Source organism: Acutalibacter intestini, assembly GCF_034334985.1.
GTDB classification, from domain to species: domain Bacteria; phylum Bacillota; class Clostridia; order Oscillospirales; family Acutalibacteraceae; genus Acutalibacter; species Acutalibacter intestini.
This window is the reverse complement of the sequence record NZ_JAWXXL010000030.1, coordinates 23439-43376: the sequence shown is the minus strand read 5'-3', so window position 1 is coordinate 43376 and position 19938 is coordinate 23439. Positions and strand designations below refer to the sequence as shown.

General features: G+C 51.7%; 20 protein-coding genes and 1 pseudogene. 15 read left to right on the top strand and 6 right to left on the bottom strand.

Features of this window, described 5'->3' with window-relative positions:
• The 7 genes and pseudogenes from U8U68_RS16755 to U8U68_RS16725 form a co-directional block, all read left to right on the top strand.
• Nucleotides 1-108: pseudogene (locus tag U8U68_RS16755) on the top strand (IS5/IS1182 family transposase); the annotation flags it as partial.
• A 238-nt stretch (nucleotides 109-346) separates the two neighbouring features.
• Nucleotides 347-1477, top strand: coding sequence for a tRNA guanosine(34) transglycosylase Tgt (gene tgt / locus U8U68_RS16750; protein ID WP_322202838.1), 1131 nt, complete (start codon nucleotides 347-349; stop codon nucleotides 1475-1477).
• Nucleotides 1478-1580: 103 nt separating this feature from the next.
• Nucleotides 1581-1913: a preprotein translocase subunit YajC gene (yajC, locus tag U8U68_RS16745; RefSeq protein ID WP_322202836.1), complete on the top strand. Its 333-nt coding sequence runs from the start codon at nucleotides 1581-1583 to the stop codon at nucleotides 1911-1913.
• Nucleotides 1914-2025: 112 nt separating this feature from the next.
• Entirely contained in the window at nucleotides 2026-2403 is a 378-nt protein-coding gene (locus U8U68_RS16740) for a TIGR04086 family membrane protein (RefSeq protein ID WP_322202834.1), read from the top strand.
• Nucleotides 2404-2517: 114 nt separating this feature from the next.
• A complete protein-coding gene (locus tag U8U68_RS16735; protein ID WP_322202832.1) occupies nucleotides 2518-3510 on the top strand; it encodes a DUF4349 domain-containing protein in 993 nt (330 codons plus the stop codon).
• Nucleotides 3511-3634: 124 nt separating this feature from the next.
• A complete protein-coding gene (locus U8U68_RS16730; protein WP_322202830.1) occupies nucleotides 3635-4486 on the top strand; it encodes a DUF3737 family protein in 852 nt (283 codons plus the stop codon).
• 223 nt (nucleotides 4487-4709) lie between these two features.
• The gene (locus tag U8U68_RS16725; RefSeq protein WP_322202828.1) at nucleotides 4710-5450 is read left to right on the top strand and encodes a YwaF family protein; all 741 of its coding nucleotides are present in this window, start codon (nucleotides 4710-4712) and stop codon (nucleotides 5448-5450) included.
• Between the two features lie 61 nt (nucleotides 5451-5511).
• On the opposite strand, the gene U8U68_RS16720 is transcribed toward U8U68_RS16725, so the two are convergent.
• Together U8U68_RS16720 and U8U68_RS16715 are read right to left on the bottom strand one after the other, a co-directional pair.
• Nucleotides 5512-5973: a GAF domain-containing protein gene (locus U8U68_RS16720; protein WP_322202826.1), complete on the bottom strand. Its 462-nt coding sequence runs from the start codon at nucleotides 5971-5973 to the stop codon at nucleotides 5512-5514.
• A gap of 10 nt (nucleotides 5974-5983) precedes the next feature.
• Entirely contained in the window at nucleotides 5984-6568 is a 585-nt protein-coding gene (locus U8U68_RS16715) for a TetR/AcrR family transcriptional regulator (protein WP_322202824.1), read from the bottom strand.
• 387 nt (nucleotides 6569-6955) lie between these two features.
• On the opposite strand from U8U68_RS16715, the gene U8U68_RS16710 reads away from it, so the two are divergent.
• A complete protein-coding gene (locus U8U68_RS16710) occupies nucleotides 6956-8449 on the top strand; it encodes a dockerin type I repeat-containing protein (protein WP_322202822.1) in 1494 nt (497 codons plus the stop codon).
• Between the two features lie 47 nt (nucleotides 8450-8496).
• Here the strand turns inward: U8U68_RS16710 and U8U68_RS16705 are convergent, their stop codons facing one another.
• Nucleotides 8497-9144, bottom strand: coding sequence for a sugar O-acetyltransferase (locus tag U8U68_RS16705; protein WP_322202820.1), 648 nt, complete (start codon nucleotides 9142-9144; stop codon nucleotides 8497-8499).
• 171 nt (nucleotides 9145-9315) lie between these two features.
• Here U8U68_RS16705 and aroA point away from each other — a divergent pair, with 171 nt between their 5' ends.
• The 4 genes from aroA (at nucleotide 9316) to U8U68_RS16685 (ending at nucleotide 13508) form a co-directional block, all read left to right on the top strand.
• Entirely contained in the window at nucleotides 9316-10617 is a 1302-nt protein-coding gene (aroA, locus tag U8U68_RS16700) for a 3-phosphoshikimate 1-carboxyvinyltransferase (protein WP_322202818.1), read from the top strand.
• Nucleotides 10598-11701, top strand: coding sequence for a chorismate synthase (gene aroC, locus U8U68_RS16695; RefSeq protein ID WP_322202816.1), 1104 nt, complete (start codon nucleotides 10598-10600; stop codon nucleotides 11699-11701). Before aroA ends, aroC begins: the two co-directional genes overlap by 20 nt.
• A gap of 139 nt (nucleotides 11702-11840) precedes the next feature.
• Nucleotides 11841-12986, top strand: a complete 1146-nt coding sequence (locus U8U68_RS16690; protein WP_322202814.1) for a bifunctional chorismate mutase/prephenate dehydratase — start codon at nucleotides 11841-11843, stop codon at nucleotides 12984-12986.
• 12 nt (nucleotides 12987-12998) lie between these two features.
• Nucleotides 12999-13508: a GNAT family N-acetyltransferase gene (locus U8U68_RS16685; RefSeq protein ID WP_322202812.1), complete on the top strand. Its 510-nt coding sequence runs from the start codon at nucleotides 12999-13001 to the stop codon at nucleotides 13506-13508.
• Between the two features lie 167 nt (nucleotides 13509-13675).
• Here U8U68_RS16685 and U8U68_RS16680 read toward each other — a convergent pair whose 3' ends face one another.
• The 3 genes from U8U68_RS16680 to U8U68_RS16670 form a co-directional block, all read right to left on the bottom strand.
• Nucleotides 13676-13861 (bottom strand): hypothetical protein, encoded by a 186-nt coding sequence (locus tag U8U68_RS16680; protein ID WP_322202810.1) that lies wholly within the window; start codon nucleotides 13859-13861, stop codon nucleotides 13676-13678.
• A 1-nt stretch (nucleotide 13862) separates the two neighbouring features.
• On the bottom strand, nucleotides 13863-14132 hold the full coding sequence (locus U8U68_RS16675) for a helix-turn-helix transcriptional regulator (RefSeq protein WP_322202808.1): 270 nt from the start codon (nucleotides 14130-14132) through the stop codon (nucleotides 13863-13865).
• A 205-nt stretch (nucleotides 14133-14337) separates the two neighbouring features.
• Nucleotides 14338-15825: a sodium:solute symporter family protein gene (locus U8U68_RS16670; protein ID WP_322202806.1), complete on the bottom strand. Its 1488-nt coding sequence runs from the start codon at nucleotides 15823-15825 to the stop codon at nucleotides 14338-14340.
• Nucleotides 15826-16127: 302 nt separating this feature from the next.
• Here U8U68_RS16670 and gltX point away from each other — a divergent pair, with 302 nt between their 5' ends.
• From gltX to U8U68_RS16655, 3 genes are read left to right on the top strand one after another with little or no spacing between them, the layout of a single operon-like run.
• On the top strand, nucleotides 16128-17576 hold the full coding sequence (gene gltX / locus U8U68_RS16665) for a glutamate--tRNA ligase (protein WP_322202804.1): 1449 nt from the start codon (nucleotides 16128-16130) through the stop codon (nucleotides 17574-17576).
• 3 nt (nucleotides 17577-17579) lie between these two features.
• Nucleotides 17580-18101 (top strand): GNAT family N-acetyltransferase, encoded by a 522-nt coding sequence (locus U8U68_RS16660; protein WP_322202802.1) that lies wholly within the window; start codon nucleotides 17580-17582, stop codon nucleotides 18099-18101.
• 20 nt (nucleotides 18102-18121) lie between these two features.
• The gene (locus tag U8U68_RS16655; RefSeq protein ID WP_322202800.1) at nucleotides 18122-19813 is read left to right on the top strand and encodes a glutamine--tRNA ligase/YqeY domain fusion protein; all 1692 of its coding nucleotides are present in this window, start codon (nucleotides 18122-18124) and stop codon (nucleotides 19811-19813) included.
• Nucleotides 19814-19938: the final 125 nt, after the last annotated feature.

The window sequence follows — 19938 nt, the reverse complement described above, 5'->3', positions numbered from 1 at the left end:
TGGCTCGACAAATGTCGGAGACTCTGGAAAAACTGCGAACGTAAATTACAGAACTCTTTTCAAATGTTTTCTCTTGCCTTTATTCGTCTGCTCTTAAATAGATGCTAAACAGATTCTTACCAGGGCAAAGGAGGCACTAATCCTGACCTATACCCAAGAGCCTTCCGCGTTTCTCCATGAACTGCCCCAGGAACTGGTTGATAGAGGAGAAGCCCGTATGGGGAAGAGCCGAGAGCAAGGAAAGCAGATGAGCTTATTTTAGAATGTAGAGAAAGACCAGCCCTGATATTAGATAGATACCATAGCTGGATGACAGAAAAGATAAATTGTGATAAGGAGTTCTTTTATGTACAAACTAATCAAAAATGCTGGCAAAGCCCGGCGGGGAGAGTTTTCAACAGTTCATGGGACGATACAAACCCCAGCTTTTATGAACGTGGCCACCGCAGGGGCCATTAAAGGGGCGGTGTCCGCCTATGACCTGAAAGAGCTGGACTGCCAGGTGCAGCTGTGCAACACCTATCACCTGCACCTGCGTCCAGGAGACCAGGTGGTGAAGCAGCTGGGGGGCGTGCGGCAGTTTACCGGCTGGGACGGTCCGGTACTTACCGATAGCGGCGGTTTTCAGGTGTTCTCTTTGGCCAAGCTTCGGAATATCCGGGAAGAGGGGGTCACCTTTGCCTCCCATATTGACGGCCACAAAATTTTTATGGGGCCAGAGGAAAGTATGCGTATCCAGTCTAACCTGGGATCTACCATTGCTATGGCCTTTGACGAGTGTGTGGAGAATCCGGCGGAATATCAATACGCCAAAAATTCTTGTGCCCGCACAGCCCGCTGGCTGGAACGCTGCAAGGCAGAGATGGCCCGGCTAAACGCCCTGGAGGGTACCCTCAACCCCCAGCAGCTGCTGTTTGGCATTAACCAGGGCTGCACCTTTGCAGACCTGCGGGTAGAGCATATGAAGCGCATCGCGGATATGGAGTTGGATGGCTATGGTATCGGCGGCCTGGCGGTAGGGGAGCCCACAGAAGAAATGTACGCTATGATTGAGGCCATTGAGCCTTATATGCCGAAAGACAAGATCCGCTATCTGATGGGCGTGGGCACCCCGGCCAATATTCTGGAGGCGGTCCGCCGGGGAGTGGACTTGTTTGACTGTGTCATGCCTAGCCGTAACGCCCGCCACGGTCATGCCTTTACCCAGCAGGGGTGCCGGAACATGATGAACGCCAAGTATGTTTTGGACCAAGCTCCCCTAGACGAAAACTGCCAGTGCCCGGTGTGCAGACGCTTTACCCGGGCGTATATCCACCATTTATTCAAGGCGGGAGAAATGCTGGCCTTGCGGTTAACAGTGATGCATAATTTGTTTTTTTATAATAATTTGTTACGGCAGATACGTGATGCTCTGGACCAGGACCGCTTTGAAGAATTTTTCAATGCGAACATAGGGCCCTTGGCCCGTCGGATTTAGCCGTGGGAAAAACAAAAGTGGATTTTTACAAATTTACTTGCATGTTTCAGGCTTTCCTGCTATAATCAGTTGTAATCATTGGAAGGGATGTGTACAAAACAAAATGTCTAACCTGAATCTATTGGACGCGGCGGCGGCACAGGGCGGTGGAATGAGCCTGATCATTATGCTTTTGGTGTATGGCCTGTTTTTTGTAGCGCTTTATTTTATCTTTTTCCGCCCGCAGAACAAAAAGAAGAAAAAAGAGGCTGAAATGCGCAAAAACGCCCAGGTGGGAGACGAGATTACTACCATTGGCGGAATCTGCGGACGCATCGTCGCGGTAAAGGATGAGTCTGAGTCTGTAATCATCGAAACAGGCAGCGATAAATCAAAGCTGCGGGTGAAGCGCTGGGCCATTGGCAGCGTAGAGACTGTGCATGAAGACGATGCCTAAAAGCTTGTAAAATGATTTGATGGTTTTATGAATAAGAGGGCCCCGCAGCTCATAAGGATGTATCATACTTAGCGTATGTACCATACTAAAAAAGCTGTGAGGTCTTTTTGTTATGAAATGGTTCAAGGCATTTCTTCTCTCCGCGTTTATTACCCTGGGGATTAGTGCGCTGCTGCTGGCTGTTGCGGCCTTTTTTGTGTGCCGCTCCGCATCTCTGCCCAGGGGAAGTTTAGCGTTGATTACCACCCTAATAGGATGTGTTGCGGCCTTTTTGGGCGGGTTCCTGTCTTCTCTTTCCGTTCGAGAGAAGGGCCTACTGCTGGGCTTGTCAGGAGGCGCCTTGCTGCTGGTGTGCGCCGCGCTAGTTTCAGTATGCTTGTATCAGGTACAGCCAGGCCTGGGCGGCGCGGGAAAGGCCGCGGCCGTGCTGCTGGGCGGAGTTATCGGCGGCGTTTTAGGAGCCAACCATAAGCACAAGGTAAAGTTTTGAAGGGACTCATTACAATTTAGTAAGTTTAGGTTACAATCCTGCAATTTGTGTTGAAAAGATTCTCCTGTCTTGCTATACTTTTGGTGAGAATATCAAGAAAAGGAGAGTGTGCTTATGAGAAAGCGTCTGATGCAATTAAGAGCTGTCCTGGGGATGAGTCTGGTAATTCTGCTGGTGTTCAGCCTCTCCGCCTGTGCAGGAAACGGTGGGGACAAGAGCAACGCATATGCGGCCCAGGAAACCGGCAGTACCAGCTCGGCCGCTGTGGAGGAGGTGGAACGGGGATTTGAGTCCACGCCTGAATCTACAGAAGGGGTGCGTCCCCGAGATCATCGAAAGCTGATTACTACTGTGCACTTAGGCGCAGAGACCAAAGAATATGATAGCTTTCTTATCTGGCTGGAGGAAGAGCTGCAACAGGTAGAAGGCTATGTGGAATCTTCGGAGATGGATTCCTATGGTAGTCATAACCGCAGCTGTCAGATGACCTTGCGGGTGCCCGCCCAGCAGCTGAATCATTTTTTGGAAACTGTGGGAGAAAATTGTAATATTGTTACCCGTTCCCGCCAGGAAGAGGACGTAACCCTGAACTATGTGGATGCAGAGAGCTACCGTCAGGCTCTGCGGGTAGAGGAAGGCCGGCTTTTGGAGCTGCTAGAGGAGGCCAAAAGTCTGGAGGACATCCTCAACATAGAGGACAGGCTGGCCACGGTGCGGGCCCAGCTGCAAAGCTATGAATCCACCTTACGGGTCTACGACAATCAGATCGACTACAGCACGGTTTATCTAAACTTGCGGGAGGTGGCGGACCTAACCCAGCCCGAGCCAGAAAGCTGGATGAGCAGGGCGTGGTCTGGCATGAAAGAGAACGCCCGGGATCTGGGAAGGTTTTTCCAGGAGCTGGGGCTGTTCTTGGTGGTGCATCTGCCCACCCTAGTTCTCCTCTTGGCCATTGTGGGTATTATCCTTTTGTGTACAGCTCGGCCTCGCCGGCAGGCACGGGAGCGCCGGGAACAGCAAAAGAAACTGATACAAGATATGCAAAAAGAACAGCGGAGGGCTCAGGTCCCTCAGGCGGAAAGGGAAGAGGATCAAGAGAAAAAATAGAACGATGCCTACAGAGCATGACAAAGTATAAGAGAGAAGCATTTGCATTTTTTGTGAAAGTGGAGTATAATGGTAGACATTAAAAAATGCTGACTTATATCCAGCTGAAAAAAGGAGCGTTGTCATGACCACTGTAGAGAATAAAACCTTTGACCAAGAACGCGCTTTATATGGCGCACGAGATATGCTGGTAAAAAACTGTGCTTTTGACGGACCCGCCGATGGAGAAAGCGCCTTTAAAGAAGGCTGCGGCATTGTGGTGGAGCATTGCTTTTTTAACCTGCGCTATCCCTTTTGGCATGATGAGAGCCTAACCATCACAGACTCTGAAATGACCCCGCTGTGTCGGGCGGCGCTGTGGTATTCCCACCATGTGGAGATGACCCGCACCAAACTTCACGGAATCAAAGCCCTGCGGGAATGTGGAGACATCAAAATGCGGGACTGCGATATTATTTCCCCAGAGTTCGGCTGGTCGGTTCATGATGTGGAGATGAAGGACTGTAGGGCAGAGAGCGAATATTTTATGATGCGCTCTGACGGACTGCGTTTTGACGGAGTCACCCTAAAGGGCAAGTACTCTTTCCAGTACATTGAGAATTCCAGCTTTGAAAACTGTAAGTTTGATACCAAAGACGCTTTTTGGCACGCAAAAAATGTGACGGTACGAAATAGTACTATAAAGGGCGAGTATTTGGCCTGGTACTGCGAGAACGTTACCTTTGAAAATTGTAAGATCATCGGCACCCAGCCTTTGTGCTACTGCAAGGGCCTAAAGCTTGTAAATTGCCAGATGGTTGACACAGACTTGAGCTTTGAGCGCTCCCAAGTTGAGGCTACTCTGACGGCGCCGATTGTAAGCGTTAAAAATCCGCAGTCCGGCCGCATCTATGTGCCCTGTGTGGGAGAAATCATCCGCGACGAGCCCAGCTGTACAGGAGAAGTTATCCTAACGAAACAGTGCTGCTGTGCCTAAAATAGAGGCTTTCAAAAAAGCATAGAGCGGGTCTAATTTGCCAATAATAAAAGAGAGGGCGTCGTACAGAGAGGAAGTTCTTTGTGCGGCGCTCTCATCTTAAAGATTTGTGTAAAAAGGAAACGCTTCTTTTTTTCTTCAACTGTGTTTGCCGCATTCATGTAAAAAAGTGAGGGGTGCTTCCCCCCGGTGTAAGGGAGCAAAGGCTGGAGACCTATTCGCTATGATAAACACATCATTTTTTTGGGATACAGAATATACTATACCGCCAGGGGCGGGCTTCCGTCCCTGGTGCGTCGGACATCTTTTATGGATCGCCCTGGCCTTTGGCCTGTGCTTGTTTTTAGGCAGGCTTTACCGCGGTTGGGGAGAAAGCTTCCGCCGGACCGCGCGGCGGGCAGTGGCGGTTCTTCTGGTGGTTGATGAACTGCTTAAATATTATATTGCCCTGCGCAGCGGAAACTTTCGTCTGTCGTTTCTTCCGCTGCACTTATGCAGCGTTAATATTTTTCTCATTGCAACAGACGCCATTCGCCCTAGCCAGTGCCTGCGAGAGGTACTGTATGCTGTGTGTCTGCCTGGGGCGCTGCTAGCTCTGATATTTCCAGGCTGGGCCTATCTGCCCTTGGCCAACGCGCTGTGCATTCATAGCTTTACCGCCCATATTTTGCTGTTATTATATCCAGTTTTACTGCTCTGCGGAGGATTTTCGCCCTGCTTTCAGCGGCTGGCAAAAGTGCTTCCGGTCGCTTTTTTAGTGGCGGTAGGAATCTACTTTTTCAACCAGGCGTTTGGGACCAATTTTATGTTTCTGGCCCGGGCTGGAGAAAACAACCCTCTGGCTTGGTTCGAGAGCTGGCTGGGCAGTCCAGGATATTTGCTGGGAATTCCGCTAATCGCGGGAGTTCTATGGACCGTGATGTACTGTGGTCCGCTTGTCATTCGGCGAAGAAGAGGCAGCTGAGCGGCGCACAAAATTAGAGCCAGCTTGGCGGTGGGGGAGACCCTCTCTAGAATTCCCCGCATTACGCGAATAGGTTCCAGTCGCAGGCAGCCGCAGCCAACTGGGCTAGTTGCTCCAGTCCAGCCGCGTCCTCAGGTGTGAAACGGGCTAACATGGGACTGTCTATGTCCAGCACTCCCACCACCCGGTTCTCATATAGCAGTGGCGCGACAATTTCCGAACGGCTGGAGCTATCACAGGCGATGTGTCCGGAGAAGGAGTGCACATCTGGCACTACTAGGACCTTCCCTTGCGCGGCAGCCGTGCCACAAACACCCTGCCCCCAGGGAATACGGATGCAGGCTGGTTTTCCCTGAAAAGGGCCCAAAAGCAGCTCCTCCTTCACAGTAAGGTAAAACCCCGCCCAGTTGATACCGTCCATGTGTTCCCAAAGCAAAGCGGAAAGATTGGCCAGGTTCGGCACTGGGTGGCGTTCGTTCTCCACTAGGGCAGCAGCCTGGGCTAACAGAAGAGGATAATTCATAAAAATCTCCTTAAAGGCTCTTTTTGATAATGTCATACAGCACAGGCTTCATGTTGTCCAGAGTGTCGGGACTATGCTCAATAACGCATCCATAGCAGACGCTGATACACATGCTGACAATGGCGGTCAGCCGCTGGTAGAGCTCTCGCTCATTTCGGCCTGCCATTTCTGGACAGGCTCGAATTACATGAAACACTTTGGCAAATAGAGCGGGCGGCTCTCCGCTGTCTAACTGGTCGATGCTGGGCCAGCGCAGGCTGTGGCGGATAAGCCGCAGCAAGAAAGAGTTGCGGCGCAGGTACTCAATGATGTAGTCTACAAGAGCAAGCTCCTTTTGGCTAAAAGGAACTTGTCCCAGTTTGGCAACCTCTGCTAAGGCTTCGTCAAAGATGTGTTCGCTGATGCGCCACATGAGAGCCTGCAAAATGGCGTCCTTATCGGAAAAATACAAATAGAAGGTACCCTTTGCCACCTTTGCGCGATGAACAATACTGTCAATGCTGGTCTTGTTCAGTCCCTGCTCTAAAAACAGGTCGTATGCGGCGTCCAACAGGGCCTGGCGCTTTTGCTGTTTGTTTTCCTGCACTTTTCCCATGGTATCGCCCTCTTCCAGTTTTTCCTCTATTATAACGCAGGTTTGTCCTTCGCGCAAGAGATAAATTTGACTTTTAGTCATTTTATTGAATTTGTGAAAATGTATCACATTATACAAAAAATGAGAAGAAAAATCGTGTTGACTGCTTGACAAGAAATGGAATAGCATATAAACTAAAAATATACTTATGACAGTATTGCATTTGGTAATTGTTGACGGGTTTCTACTCTGTTTGAAAAGCAATCTTCATATCAACTTCGGTAGCATTCCATTCCGTTAATCCAGGCAGAAGCGCCTTGTAGGTCAACCGCCAATCTTTGGCCATTTTGGCTGATTAGGGGATGCCCGGGAAAATGACTGTGAATGGGAAAGTAAGGAGGGCTGGGCATGAAAGACAGAACCACCACAGAGAGGGTGCCAAGGCTTGAGGCCAAGATAAAGTTAGCGATATTATGGCTTCTAGTGATGGTCTTTGCTTTGTTTCAGGGGACGGTCAGACCGGTGAACTTGGAGCCTCTTGCCGTCATAGACCCGGAAGGGAAAAGGCTCCTTTTATTTGACTGCTCTGAGGACAAGTTTTTTCTGGCTTTTCAAGAGGGAGATGGGGCCACTGTATACGGGACGGACCGGCTATTCGACCCTTTACAGCTAACAGACTCTCCCAGAGAGCTCGCGGTTTCTGGCGGAAAGCTATGGGTGCTAAATGCTGGTGACGGTCTACAAACTTTGACTCCTTTGGACGCAGGTCTGGATATGGACGCTGCCGCGGAATATACCCAGTTTTTTCTTGCGCCTCTGGGAAGTGAAGAGCAATGTGCGTTTTCTTCCAGCGGTGAGTTGTACGTAGCGGTACAGGAAGGATCCTTTACTACCTATTACCCAGGGGATGAGACCGGCGCGGAAAGCTCTTTGGACTGTATAGACTACCTGGCGGTGAGTCCTGGGGGATGGATTTATGCCTATTCGAACCAGATTCTTTGCCGTTGGAAAAGTGGACAAGAAGAGGAAATGGAACGATATTCCTGCCTGAGTCCGGTAAAGCTTTTGGGTGATGAGGCTTTCGTGGATGAAAGCGGTTCGATCTGTCTGCTGGAAGAAGGAGAGATAGTTCCGGTGCTCAGCGGTGCAGCGATGGACCCGGACTTCTGCTGGGGCGGAGAAGAAGGCTTTTACCTCTCTGATGGGAACAGTACGGTTTGGAAGTACTCTTGGGAAGGAAAACAGGAGGAGGCCTGTGCGGTAAACGGCCGGGTGATTGCAGTGGCTGGCCCCTATATCTTGACCATGGAAAACGGGATGTTTCAGATAGTGGAGGGTGTATTTTCTCCCGTAGAGGAGGTACCCAGCCCACCAGCTACAGTAGAGCCTGAGCCCAGCACAGACCCTACGCCTACCAATGAGCCTACGGAAGAACCTTCTCCCAGTGCGGGGCCTTCTCTGGAACCGAGCCCTACCCCTGATGATGGACAACCTAGCCCAGATATTCTTGCAAATGCCAGAGAACCCCGCATTGACGGTAATTTCCTGATGTTGCCCAGTGGTTCTACACTGACCCAGGTCCGGGAGCTCTGTGGCCCAGAGCCGGTTTTGGTCTATACCGACGGGGAGGTTCTGGTAACCGGCGGTAAGATGAAAACCGGTATGATGGTAGAAAACAGTATTACAGGCCAGCGGCTACAAATTGCCATATTTGGAGACTGCGATGGCTCTGGCCAGGTGGACCGGGAGGACGTTCTTTTGGCGCAGAGGTGCTTTTTAGGCGCGACTACTTTCCGAACACAGGCGCACTGGGAGGCGGCGGATGTGGACAATGATGGCGAACTTAGGCTGGTAGATCTGCTCTTAATTGTCCGGCTGGCTGAAAAAGATGATAATCTCTAATGAAAAAGGCCGCAGATGTTTCATAAAAGCATTCTGCGGCCTTTTCATTATTCGGGCTTTTTGGCGGTATAACCGGCGGCGATTTCTGGCTTATTTTCCATACTGTCTTCCTGGGTAATGGGGCGAATAACCCGGCAGGGATTCCCGGCGGCAAAGCTGTGGGCCGGTATATCACGGGTAACCACGCTTCCAGCGCCGATTACACAGCCGTCTCCAATCGTTACCCCGGGACATACCACCACGTTGGCGCCAAACCAGCAGTCGCTGCCCACCACCACAGGCTTGGCATAGCATAGGCGCTTGGGTTCGCCGGCGCGGTTGTAGAGTACTTTTCTTTCCTCTGGAAGCAGAGGATGAATGGGGGTGACAATTGTGACGTTGGGGCCAAAATTGCAGTCGTTTCCAATGGTCACCGAAGCGTCGTCCTGGATGGTTAGGTTGAAATTGCCAAAAAATCGTTTTCCAATATGGGTATGTATGCCATAGTGAAAGGCAATAGGCCCCTGAATAAAAGAGCCCTCTCCCATTTCTCCCACCAGCTCCTTTAGAATTTCCGCCCGCTTTTCGGTTTCATCCTCAAAGGTAGCGTTGTACTGGGTATTTAGGTTATGGGCTTTCCGCTTAATGGCCCGTAGCTCTGGGTCGCCGGGACAAAACAGGACTCCGGCAGAAATTTTTGCTTCTTCATTTGTCATAAGTACGGCCTCCTTTTTTCTCATTTTACTGCAATATAAGCTAAAAAGCAAGATGGAGTATAATAAAGAGAGCGCCCAAGCTCAGACTTACCCCGATTTTTCTTGCAAGCAAGCGGGATAACTGCTATAATGAATCATAAAAATCGTAAATTTTGAATAGAGGAGGACAATATGTACCAGGTGCAATATGGGAGAAGTCTTTTGGGTGGACGAGTGAATATACCTCCCAGTAAAAGTGCCGCCCACCGGGCGCTTCTTTGTGCGGCGTTGGCCGGGGGAAAAAGCAGACTGGGCAATATGGCGGCCAGCGAAGACATCTCTGCCACCATGGGGGCAATGCGGGCACTGGGTGCTTACGCCAACTTTGACCGGGACTCTCAAGAGGTAGTGGTAGAGCCTGGGGCGCCTGTTTTGAGGGGCGAGGTCGATTGCAGGGAATCCGGTTCTTTGCTGCGGTTTATCATACCCATTGCCGCCGCGCTGGGGGGAAGATGGCGGTTCACTGGCCGGGGACGTTTGCCGGAGAGACCGATTGGCGTATATGCGGACCTGCTGCCAGCTCATGGCGTGACATTTCGCACCCAGGGCGGGCTTCCTCTGGAAATAGAGGGCCAACTGACCCCAGGAACTTTCGCGTTGCCAGGAAATATCAGCTCGCAGTTTGTAACGGGGCTGCTTTTTGCCCTGCCGCTGCTTTCTGAGGACAGTGAAGTGTCCCTTACTTCGCCCCTAGAGTCCAGTGGATATGTGGATATGACCCTTTCTGTTCTGAAGGATTTCGGTATTACGGTAACGCCCACTGCCCAGGGATGGCGAGTCCCGGGGAGGCAGAGATACTTGCCCATGGAGTACACCGTGGAGGGCGATTGGTCACAGGCGGCGTTTTTCCTAAATCTGGCGGCACTCTCACCCACTGGGGCAAGGCTGGAGATCGCTGGCCTATCCCCCCACTCCTTACAGGGAGATAGGGCTTGTGTGGAGGTATTCTGTGGTTTTGGGCTAGACCTACATTGGGAGGCCGGCTGCTTGGTAGCTCAAAATAAGCATTTTGCTCAGCCTTTTGGTGGGCTGCGGGGACAGGAGATAGATGTATCTCAGATTACCGACATGGTACCGGCTGCGTCGGTCTGTGCGGCCCTAAGCCAAGGGGAGACCCGGATGATCAATGCCGGCCGGCTGCGCCTAAAGGAGAGCGACCGGTTGGCCGCTATGGAGGAGGCTATTAACGCCCTGGGTGGGCATGCGTTCTCTACAGAGGACCAACTGGTGATCCAAGGGGTCGAGAACTGTTCCGGCGGGGTGGCTAAGGGCTGCAACGACCACCGGGTGGTAATGGCCCTGGCAGGAGCAGGCCTACGGAGCACAGGGCCGGTCCGGGTGACTGACGCCTGGAGCATCCAGAAGACCTACCCGAATTTTTATGAAGATTTACGTCAAATAGGAGGCGAGGCGAATGTCATCCACCTGGGGTGAAAGAATTAAGATGTCCATTTTTGGCGGTAGCCATACCACAGCCATTGGGGTCAACTTGGACGGTCTTCCTGCCGGAGAAGCACTGGACTGGGAGCAAGTTCTGGTGCAGATGTCCCGTCGTGCGCCGGGACAAGACCCTACCGCTACCACCCGTCGGGAGACCGACCAGCCGAAAGTGCTCTGCGGCCTAATAGACGGGGTAACCACGGGCGCGCCGCTGTGCGCCATCATTGAAAATACCAACCAGCGCTCTAAAGATTACAGCCAGCTAAGGGTGCTGCCCCGTCCTGGTCATGCGGACTACACAGCCTTTATAAAATACGGCGGGCACAACGATGTTCGCGGGGGCGGGCACTTTTCCGGAAGGTTGACCGCGCCCCTGGTCTTTGCCGGGGCAGTAGCCCGGCAAATGCTGGCCCGGCGGGGGATTCTGGTGGCATCTCACGTCTCCCGGGTGGGCGGGGGGGTGGACCAGCCCTTTGACCCAGTGGAGCCCGCTCCTCAGCTGCTGGAGCGACTGAGTAAAGAGTATTTTCCGGTGATTGACCCAAGGGCTAAAGAGACAATGCGGGAGGAGATTCAGCGGGCCCGGCTACAGGCAGACAGCATAGGTGGTGTGGTAGAGTGTGCTGTGACCGGCTTGCCGGTGGGGGTGGGAAATCCTATGTTCGGCGGGACGGAAAATCTCATTGCATCCCTTGTGTTCGGCATCCCGGCTGTAAAGGGAGTGGAGTTTGGCGCGGGCTTTTCCGTGGCGGAGCTGCTGGGCAGCCAGAATAATGACTCCATGTTTCTATCTTGTGATAAAGTCAAGACCCGCACCAACCACGCGGGGGGCATTTTAGGGGGCATTACCAATGGGATGCCCATAATTTTCCGGGCGGCGTTCAAGCCAACGCCCTCCATTGGCAGAGAACAGGACACGATAAATTTGACCTCTATGACCCCAAGTAAGCTGACTGTTACCGGCCGGCATGACCCCTGCATCGTGCCCCGGGCCGCAGTGGCGGTAGAGGCTGCCGCTTGTGTGGCGGTGCTGGAATTATTGGCCCAAAGCGGACTCTTGGATAGGCCATCGGCCTAAAACAGAACCTGGGACCGCTTTGCCAGAGATCCCGCTGCTTTGATAGACCTTTCAAGCAAGACAGTATGATGTTTGGAATCACAGATTTGATGTGTTAGTGTTAAATTGGTTTGAGTATAAACGGAGAGGACGGTACCACATGACAGAACAGGAATACCAGGCCCGTTTGGCAGAGGAACGGGAACGGATTGACCATATCGACAGCCAGCTGTTACCGCTGTTTATAGAACGGATGGGGTGTGTAGAGCGGGTGGCAAAGCTGAAAGGGCAAGTAGGCGCGCCAGTGCGAAACGTCCAAAGGGAACAGGAAATTTTAGAAAGGGTCCGTTCCCAGGCCGGAGAGTTCGGCGGCAGCGCGGTGGCTTTTTTCCAAAGCTTGATGGCGATTAGCCGTGCCAGAGAACATGGACTTTTAGAAGGGGGTACGGCCCTGCGGGAGCTGGAACGTACTGCCCAGCGGACTGAGCCCAGGCCCCAGCGTGTGGTGTGCCAGGGCGTGCGGGGGGCTTACTCCCACCAAGCGGCACGAAAGCTGTTTGATGGCTCAGTCATTGAATTTGTTCCAGAGTTTAGCCAGGTGTTTAAAGAAGTGGACGCTGGGGCTATAGGGGTGCTGCCGGTAGAGAATTCAGCGGCAGGCTCGGTAACCGCCGTATATGACCTTATGTTGCGATACCGCTTCTATATTGTTGGCGCGGTAGATGTACGTGCCCAGCATTGCGTTGCTGTAGCAGATAGCAATGCCCCAGTGACCCAGGTTCTCTCCCACCCCCAAGCTCTTTCTCAGTGTTCCGATTATATCAACACCCATGGTTTGAAGGCAGTGGAGTTTTCCAATACAGCGGCGGCAGCGGAATATGTGGCCCAGAAGCGTCCGGCGGGAACAGCGGCTATTTGCTCGGCAGAGGCGGCCCAGCGCTATGGCTTGGTCATTTTACAGCGGGGGATTCAAAATGTGGAAAATAATACCACCCGGTTTGTAGCAGTCTCAAAAGAAGTCTGCCTGCCAGAAGAGGCTAATAAAATTAGTCTTTGCTTCTCTCTGCCTCATAGCACGGGCTCGCTGCATGGGGTTTTGCAGCGATTTGCCGCAGGTGGATTGAACCTGACAAAGATTGAGTCCCGCCCTATTCCAGGCAGTAAATTTGAGTACGACTTTTACCTGGACTTCACCGGGAATATCCATCACCCCGAAACCCTGGACCTTATTTGTGCCCTAAATCAGGAATTGCCCAGGTTCTCCTTTTTAGGGAATTACCGGGAAATTTCTGACCCACTGATGTGAAGGAGCGGCTTTATGGAGATTCTTTTGAAACGAGCGGCAACAGAAGAGGAGATTGGCACACTGTGCGCTATTGCGGAACAGGTGTGGCACTGGACCTATGACAAACTGCTGCCAGAGGGACAAGTAGATTATATGGTGGAAAAGTTCCAGTCTCCCCAGGCGGTAAAAGAGCAGATGGCCAAGGAGCATTATGAGTATTACCTGATCTGCTTCGACCATCAGCCCGGGGGGTTTGTGGGATTTGCAGCCCGATATCAAGGACGGGAAGAGATGTTTCTTAGTAAGGTATACATTCTGCCCCAGTACCAGGGCCAGGGTGGGGTTAGGCAGGCCTTTAAGTTGGCGGAGGACCGCAGCCGGCAAGAAGGGCTTTCTCGGATTCGATTAACCGTGAACAAGGGAAACCGCCATGCTGCGCAGGTGTATTCTCACTACGGTTTTGAAACGGTAGACGCGGTCACTACTGATATTGGCCGGGGGTATGTGATGGATGACTTTATCATGATAAAAGAGCTGCTCTAGACTCTGTTTTAAAACAGAAAATCATGGTTCAAAGGTCAGCGCCGGGGACGGGGATTAATATTTATCAGGCAGTTTCCACCTTCTGGGCATCATTCTTTTTGAAAGTGGAAACTAGTATGGGTTAGGAATAAGTCGCCATTGGCATCTTTCTTAAATTCGTTTTCCTCTTAAACGATAAAGCATTCCACCTTGTTGGTGGTCCACTTAGGAAAAACGTAGTAAAGCCGGTTGATCACTCGAGTGCTGTCCTCAAACACGTCCTCGTTGGTAAAAGGAATAAATGGATGGATACTGCGTCCTGGCTGCCGGTCCAGCCAGGACAGATAGGCGTTTATAATTTCCTCTTTCGTCATGTCAAGCCACTTCCTCTCGTTCCAGGTCTAAGACTTGTTTTGCAAAACCATGGACAATGTCTAAAATCTCTTTGTCATCCTGTAGCAAGGAAAGAAAAAGGAGTAGGGTCGTGGCGGAAAACCCGGATTTACCCCGCTCAATGTCGCTATAGGAGCGAGTGGACATGGATAAGCGCGCGGCCATCTCTTCCTGAGTAAGTCCTAGCTGCTTACGGGTTTGTTTGACATAATAATGCAGATAAGCTTTTGACTGTGATTTTAATTTTCTCATGCGAAGCATCCCTTTTTTGTAATGATAATATTAAATCTTATCAACACATGAGGTATACTACCAGGAGGTGTGCCTCATTTTTTTGACGAAAACCGTCAAGTTAAGGGAAGCTTTCAGTATTTTGCAAAAAATAGACTGCGAAACAGGCAAAAGCCTTTTGGTTTCGCAGTCTAACTCTTTATTTATTCAATTTACAATCTACCGCTTAGCTTTTCGAAGCGGTGTAAAAACTATCATTAGGTTCGCTGCCAGGAAACTTACATATAGTGGCAACTTTGCTTACCACAAAGCACAGAACAAAGGAAACCACCATGGCCAAGCATGCATACAAGGGGCCGTTGGGAGTAGTAAATCCAGAAAGGACCGCCGGTAGAAACGCAGTGAAGAAGCCGCCCAGCATACCTGCCCAGGCGCCTGCACGGTTAATGCCCTTCCAGTACAGAGAGAGCAGATAAGGAGCTAAGAAAGAACCAGAAATGATCCCCCAGGAGTAGGACATCATTTCCAGGATTGGTGTAGGGTAGTTGGCAATAAAATAGCTGAGGACCACAAAGGCCAGACATAAAATTCGCGTGAAAGCGGCTAGGTTTTTGTCATCCATTTTTTTGGCCAGGTTAGACTGGACCAGGTCCATAGAGACCGTAGAGCAAGCTGTTAGGGTAATGCTGGAAAGAGTAGAGACCGAGGCGGAGATGAGCAGAACCAGAATAACGCCAATCAATAGATTGGGCAGACCCGCGGAGTCCAGCATTAGGGGGACAATAAAGTCTTTGCCGCCTTCCGGCATGGTCTCGCCGAAAAACAGATGGGACAGTGAACCGATAAAATACCCGCCCCCGGCCACCAGCAGGGCGAACACAGTGGAAATAACAGTACCCCGGCGGACCTCTTGTTTATCGCGGATGCCATAATACTTATGTACCATCTGGGGCAAGCCCCAGGTGCCAAAGCTGGTCATCAGCAGGGTAGAGACAAGGGCCACGGCAGACCCAGCGGGCAGGGGGGCCATCTCGTGGGACTTCATATACTCCATCATGTTGGAAAGACCGGTGGCAAGACCGCCTACTTGAGGGGAAAGCACCACCAGAACAATCAGGGCGGAAACACCGATCATCATAACAAACCCCTGAATAAAGTCCGCCTTTAAGGTGGCAATGTAACCACCCAGCACCAGCAGCATGGCCGAGGCAATGGCAATAATTACCATACAAACCTGCTCGTTGATGCCGAGAATTACCGAGCAGACGCTGGTAAGCCCCTTATAAACAGACGCGGAGTAGGGGATAAGAAATAGAAAGATCACTACGCAGGAAAACAGCCGCATCCCCGGGCTTTGAAAACGCTTTTCAAAGAGCTGAGGCATGGATTTAATATCATGGCGGCGGGTATATTCTCGGGTGCGGTTCGCCAGCACCAGCCAGGCCAGCAACGAGCCAAAAACGGCGTTGCCCAAGCCTACCAACACACTCCAAAGGCCGTAGCTCCATCCAGAGCCGCCGGAATAGCCAATAAACATAACCGCCGAGAAGTAGGCAGTGCCGTAAGAGAGCGCGGAAATCCAGGCGCCCGCGCTGCGTCCGCCTACTGTAAACGCAGACATGTCATTCCCTTTGCGGGAATAGAGAATGCCCACAGCTAACATGAAAATGGCATAAATACCTATAACAATCCAGATGGTAAGTTGTTTGTCCATTGTCCACTCCTTTTAGCAAATTAACGCATCAACTTGCAAAATTTTTTTGACTGTTTCAAATTTTACCATGATTTTCATGAGAACACAAGAGGAAATTCACAAAAAATTCATTTTTTGCACTGGGAAAACGAATTACCATGTGTTGACTCTTGCAAAATATGGGATATGTGGTATAATGAACCCATTGCTATAGGTAAGTGGCCGTACTGAAAATGCGAGTGTGATGGTGCCAGTATTTTTGCCTGGAAAGGCCGCGCTGGCAGGTCTTTACCAAGATTTATATAGGAAGAGGGAGTTCTGTTATGGGAGCAGTAAGAACACGGTTTGCGCCAAGTCCCACGGGGTTTATGCATGTGGGGAATCTGCGCACAGCGCTTTATGCCTATTTGGTGGCTAAGAGCCAGGGGGGACAATTTGTCTTGCGCATTGAGGACACAGACCAGGAGCGTCTGGTAGAGGGCGCGGTAGAGGTAATATACAAAACGCTTCAGCAGGTGGGGCTGCAACATGACGAAGGCCCGGACGTGGGCGGCGCATACGCCCCTTATATCCAAAGCCAACGCATGGGCGTTTATAAGCCCTACGCGGAGCAGCTGGTGAAAGAGGGAAAGGCCTACTACTGTTTTTGTACTAAGGAACGGCTGGAGGGCCTGCATACCGATGGGTTTGGCGGATACGACCGCCATTGCCGAGAGCTGCCTAAAGAGGAGGTGCGGCGGTTGCTAGAGGCCGGCACGCCTTATGTAATCCGGCAAAAAGTTCCTTTGGAGGGGGCCACCGCCTTTTCCGATACGGTGTTTGGGGACATCACCATTGAGAATAAAGAAATTGAGGACCAGGTGCTGCTAAAGGCGGACGGCTACCCCACCTACAATTTTGCTAACGTGATTGACGACCACCTGATGGGGATTACCCACGTGGTTCGGGGCTGTGAGTACCTGACCTCTACTCCCAAATATAATCTGCTCTATGAAGCCTTTGGCTGGGAGATCCCCACCTACATCCACTTGCCTTTGATTATGGGTAAAAACGAGGATGGCAGTGTTTCCAAGCTTTCCAAGCGTCATGGCTCTACCAGTTTTGAAGGGCTGGCTGCGGATGGCTACCTGCCCCAGGTTATCACGAACTATATCGCCCTGCTGGGCTGGTGCCCAAAGGATAACCAAGAGGTGTTTACCCTGGAGGAGTTGGTAGAGCGCTTCTCTGTGGAGGGTATTAGCAAATCCCCGGCGGTATTCGATTATGATAAGCTCAACTGGTTTAATGGAGAGTATATCAAGGCTATGGGAGAAGAATCTTTCCGCTCCCAGGCTATGCCCTATTATCAAGAGGTCTTTGGCGATGCAGAGAAGCCTTGGCCGGTACTGGACGCCATTTTGCGGGCCCGGCTGACTAAATTTAACCAGATTCCAGAGCTGCTGGGCTTCTTCAAAAAGTTGCCGGATTACCCGGCGGATTTCTTTGTGAACAAAAAGAGCAAGACCAACTTAGAAAACTCTCCAGAGATGTTAAAGGCAGCGCTGGGCGTATTGGAGCAGCTTCCTTGCTGGGAGCTAGACGCCATACACAAAGCTTTAATGGAATTGGCTCAGACCCTGGGTGTGAAGAATGGCACTCTGCTGTGGCCGGTGCGCATTGCGGCAGCGGGGACCCTGGTGACCCCAGGCGGCGCCATGGAGATATTAGCTGTGTTGGGCCGGGAAGAGGCCCTGGGCAGGCTGCGGGCCGGCCTGGACAAGCTGGCGGGGTGAGCCATGATTATAACAAAAACTCAACGGCTGGAGCTGAAGCCTATGGCGGACGGAGACCGGGACGCTGTGGTGGAGATATTGAAAGACGATGTGGTCAAAAAGACCTACATGGTGCCGGATATCGACAGCGAAGAGCTGGCGGACCAGCTGTTCCGGCGGCTGCGGGACCTTTCCCAAAGCCCAGAGCACTATACGGCGGGCATTTACCGGGGCGGGGACCTGATTGGCTTTATCAATGACGTGGAGATAGAGGGAGGCCGGGTAGAGCTGGGGTATGCTCTGCATCCCCGCTGCTTTGGACAAGGCTATGCCACCGAGGCGTTCCGGGCGGCGGTGGAGGCCTTGCTCGGTCAAGGAATTCAAGAGGTCTGCGCCGGAGCTTTTGAGGAAAATGCAGCCAGCTTTCGGGTCATGGAAAAGGCCGGTCTTTCCCGCACCCGGCGGGAAGAGGATATTGCGTACCGTGGAAAGACCCATCATTGTGTATACTATTCTATAAGTGGATCGGATGCTTTTATATCCTAGAGAAAGAGGGAACTGAAAATATGAGCGAGAATAAGAGAGACAGCGCGGAGGTAGTTAGCACCAATTTTATTGACGATTTTATTAAGGAGGACATGGCCCCAGGGGGGCGCACCGCTGGGATGCAGGTGCATACCCGTTTTCCCCCTGAACCGAACGGCTACCTGCATATTGGCCACGCTAAGGCCATTTATGTAGACTTTGGCACAGCGGAACGCTTTGGCGGCATCTGTAACCTGCGCATGGATGACACCAACCCCACCAAAGAGGATGTGGAGTATGTTAACGCTATTAAGGAGGATATCCATTGGCTGGGCTACGACTGGGAGGACCGGTTTTACTACGGCTCCGACTTCTTTGAGGAAATGTATAAAGGGGCCGAGGAGCTCATTGAAAAGGGCTTGGCCTATGTGTGCGAGTTGACTCAGGAGCAGATGCGGGAGATGCGCGGTGATCTAACCACTCCAGCCAAAAGCCCGTATCGAGACCGGCCTCGGGAAGAAAGTCTTGATCTGTTTCGCCGGATGAGGGCTGGGGAGTTTGAGGATGGTTGCATGACTTTACGGGCAAAGATCGACCTGGCTTCCGGCAACTTTAACATGCGGGACCCGGTAATCTACCGGATCAACCACACCCGTCATCACAGAACCGGGGACCAGTGGTGCATTTACCCCATGTATGACTATGCTCATCCCTTTGAGGACGCTATGGAGCACATTACCCACTCCCTGTGCAGCCTGGAGTTTGAGGACCACCGGCCCTTTTACGACTGGGTGATTCAGAACGTAACTTTACCCTCTAAGCCCCGGCAGATTGAGTTTGCCCGGTTGGGCGTTACCAACACGGTGATGAGCAAACGAAAGCTGCGTACTCTGGTGGAGGACGGATATGTAGATGGCTGGGATGATCCCCGTATGCCCACCCTCTGCGGTTTACGCCGGCGGGGCTATACACCTGCGGCCATTCGAAACTTCTCGATGAGGAACGGCGTATCTAAGGCCGCTTCCACAGTGGAGTATGCCTTTTTGGAGTATTGCCTGCGGGAGGACCTGAACGAGACAGCTCAGCGGGTCATGGCGGTGCTGAACCCAGTAAAGCTGGTGATTACCAATTACCAGGAGGATAGGACCGAGACTTTCATGGTAGAGAACAATCCCAACCGTCCTGAGGATGGGGAACGGGAAGTCAGCTTTTCTCGGGAACTATGGATAGAGGCTGAGGACTTCTTACCCCAGCCGGTGCCCAAGTATAAGCGCCTGTACCCCGAGGGACCGGAGTGCCGGTTGAAGGGAGCATATATTGTAAAGTGTACCGGCTACGAAGCTGACGAGACAGGGCGCATCACCTGTGTTTATGGAGAATACGACCCCAATAGCCGGGGCGGCGACCCTGCTGATGGCCGCAAGATAAAGGGAGCTACCCTGCACTGGGTGGACGCAAAGACGGCCCTGGACGCCGAGGTGCGGGTGTATGACAATTTGTTTACAGTGGAAAACCCCGACGAGGGGAACTTCTTAGATTATTTGAGCTCCGATTCCCTACAGATCCTTACAGGCTGTAAGCTGGAAGCGGCCTTGAAAACAGCCAAGTCGGGGGAGAGCTATCAGTTTATGAGACAGGGCTATTTCTGTGTGGACAACAAAGACAGTACCCCGGAACATTTGGTGTTCAACCGTTCTGTCAAGCTGAAAGACAGCTTTAAGCCGGGAAAATAAAGAGTGAAAGCCTCTGGGACACAAGTTCCCAGAGGCTTTTTGACACAAGATTGTCACCTTGCATCAGAAAATATAGTTGACAATTAGCGGCGCCACATGCTATTATGCAAATAGGGCAAAATGGC

Coding starts and splice junctions, on each gene's coding strand:
- tgt (WP_322202838.1), top strand. CDS start 347: ATGTACAAACTAATCAAAAATGCTGGCAAAGCCCGGCGGGGAGAGTTT.
- yajC (WP_322202836.1), top strand. CDS start 1,581: ATGTCTAACCTGAATCTATTGGACGCGGCGGCGGCACAGGGCGGTGGA.
- U8U68_RS16740 (WP_322202834.1), top strand. CDS start 2,026: ATGAAATGGTTCAAGGCATTTCTTCTCTCCGCGTTTATTACCCTGGGG.
- U8U68_RS16735 (WP_322202832.1), top strand. CDS start 2,518: ATGAGAAAGCGTCTGATGCAATTAAGAGCTGTCCTGGGGATGAGTCTG.
- U8U68_RS16730 (WP_322202830.1), top strand. CDS start 3,635: ATGACCACTGTAGAGAATAAAACCTTTGACCAAGAACGCGCTTTATAT.
- U8U68_RS16725 (WP_322202828.1), top strand. CDS start 4,710: ATGATAAACACATCATTTTTTTGGGATACAGAATATACTATACCGCCA.
- U8U68_RS16720 (WP_322202826.1), bottom strand. CDS start 5,973: ATGAATTATCCTCTTCTGTTAGCCCAGGCTGCTGCCCTAGTGGAGAAC.
- U8U68_RS16715 (WP_322202824.1), bottom strand. CDS start 6,568: ATGGGAAAAGTGCAGGAAAACAAACAGCAAAAGCGCCAGGCCCTGTTG.
- U8U68_RS16710 (WP_322202822.1), top strand. CDS start 6,956: ATGAAAGACAGAACCACCACAGAGAGGGTGCCAAGGCTTGAGGCCAAG.
- U8U68_RS16705 (WP_322202820.1), bottom strand. CDS start 9,144: ATGACAAATGAAGAAGCAAAAATTTCTGCCGGAGTCCTGTTTTGTCCC.
- aroA (WP_322202818.1), top strand. CDS start 9,316: ATGTACCAGGTGCAATATGGGAGAAGTCTTTTGGGTGGACGAGTGAAT.
- aroC (WP_322202816.1), top strand. CDS start 10,598: ATGTCATCCACCTGGGGTGAAAGAATTAAGATGTCCATTTTTGGCGGT.
- U8U68_RS16690 (WP_322202814.1), top strand. CDS start 11,841: ATGACAGAACAGGAATACCAGGCCCGTTTGGCAGAGGAACGGGAACGG.
- U8U68_RS16685 (WP_322202812.1), top strand. CDS start 12,999: ATGGAGATTCTTTTGAAACGAGCGGCAACAGAAGAGGAGATTGGCACA.
- U8U68_RS16680 (WP_322202810.1), bottom strand. CDS start 13,861: ATGACGAAAGAGGAAATTATAAACGCCTATCTGTCCTGGCTGGACCGG.
- U8U68_RS16675 (WP_322202808.1), bottom strand. CDS start 14,132: ATGAGAAAATTAAAATCACAGTCAAAAGCTTATCTGCATTATTATGTC.
- U8U68_RS16670 (WP_322202806.1), bottom strand. CDS start 15,825: ATGGACAAACAACTTACCATCTGGATTGTTATAGGTATTTATGCCATT.
- gltX (WP_322202804.1), top strand. CDS start 16,128: ATGGGAGCAGTAAGAACACGGTTTGCGCCAAGTCCCACGGGGTTTATG.
- U8U68_RS16660 (WP_322202802.1), top strand. CDS start 17,580: ATGATTATAACAAAAACTCAACGGCTGGAGCTGAAGCCTATGGCGGAC.
- U8U68_RS16655 (WP_322202800.1), top strand. CDS start 18,122: ATGAGCGAGAATAAGAGAGACAGCGCGGAGGTAGTTAGCACCAATTTT.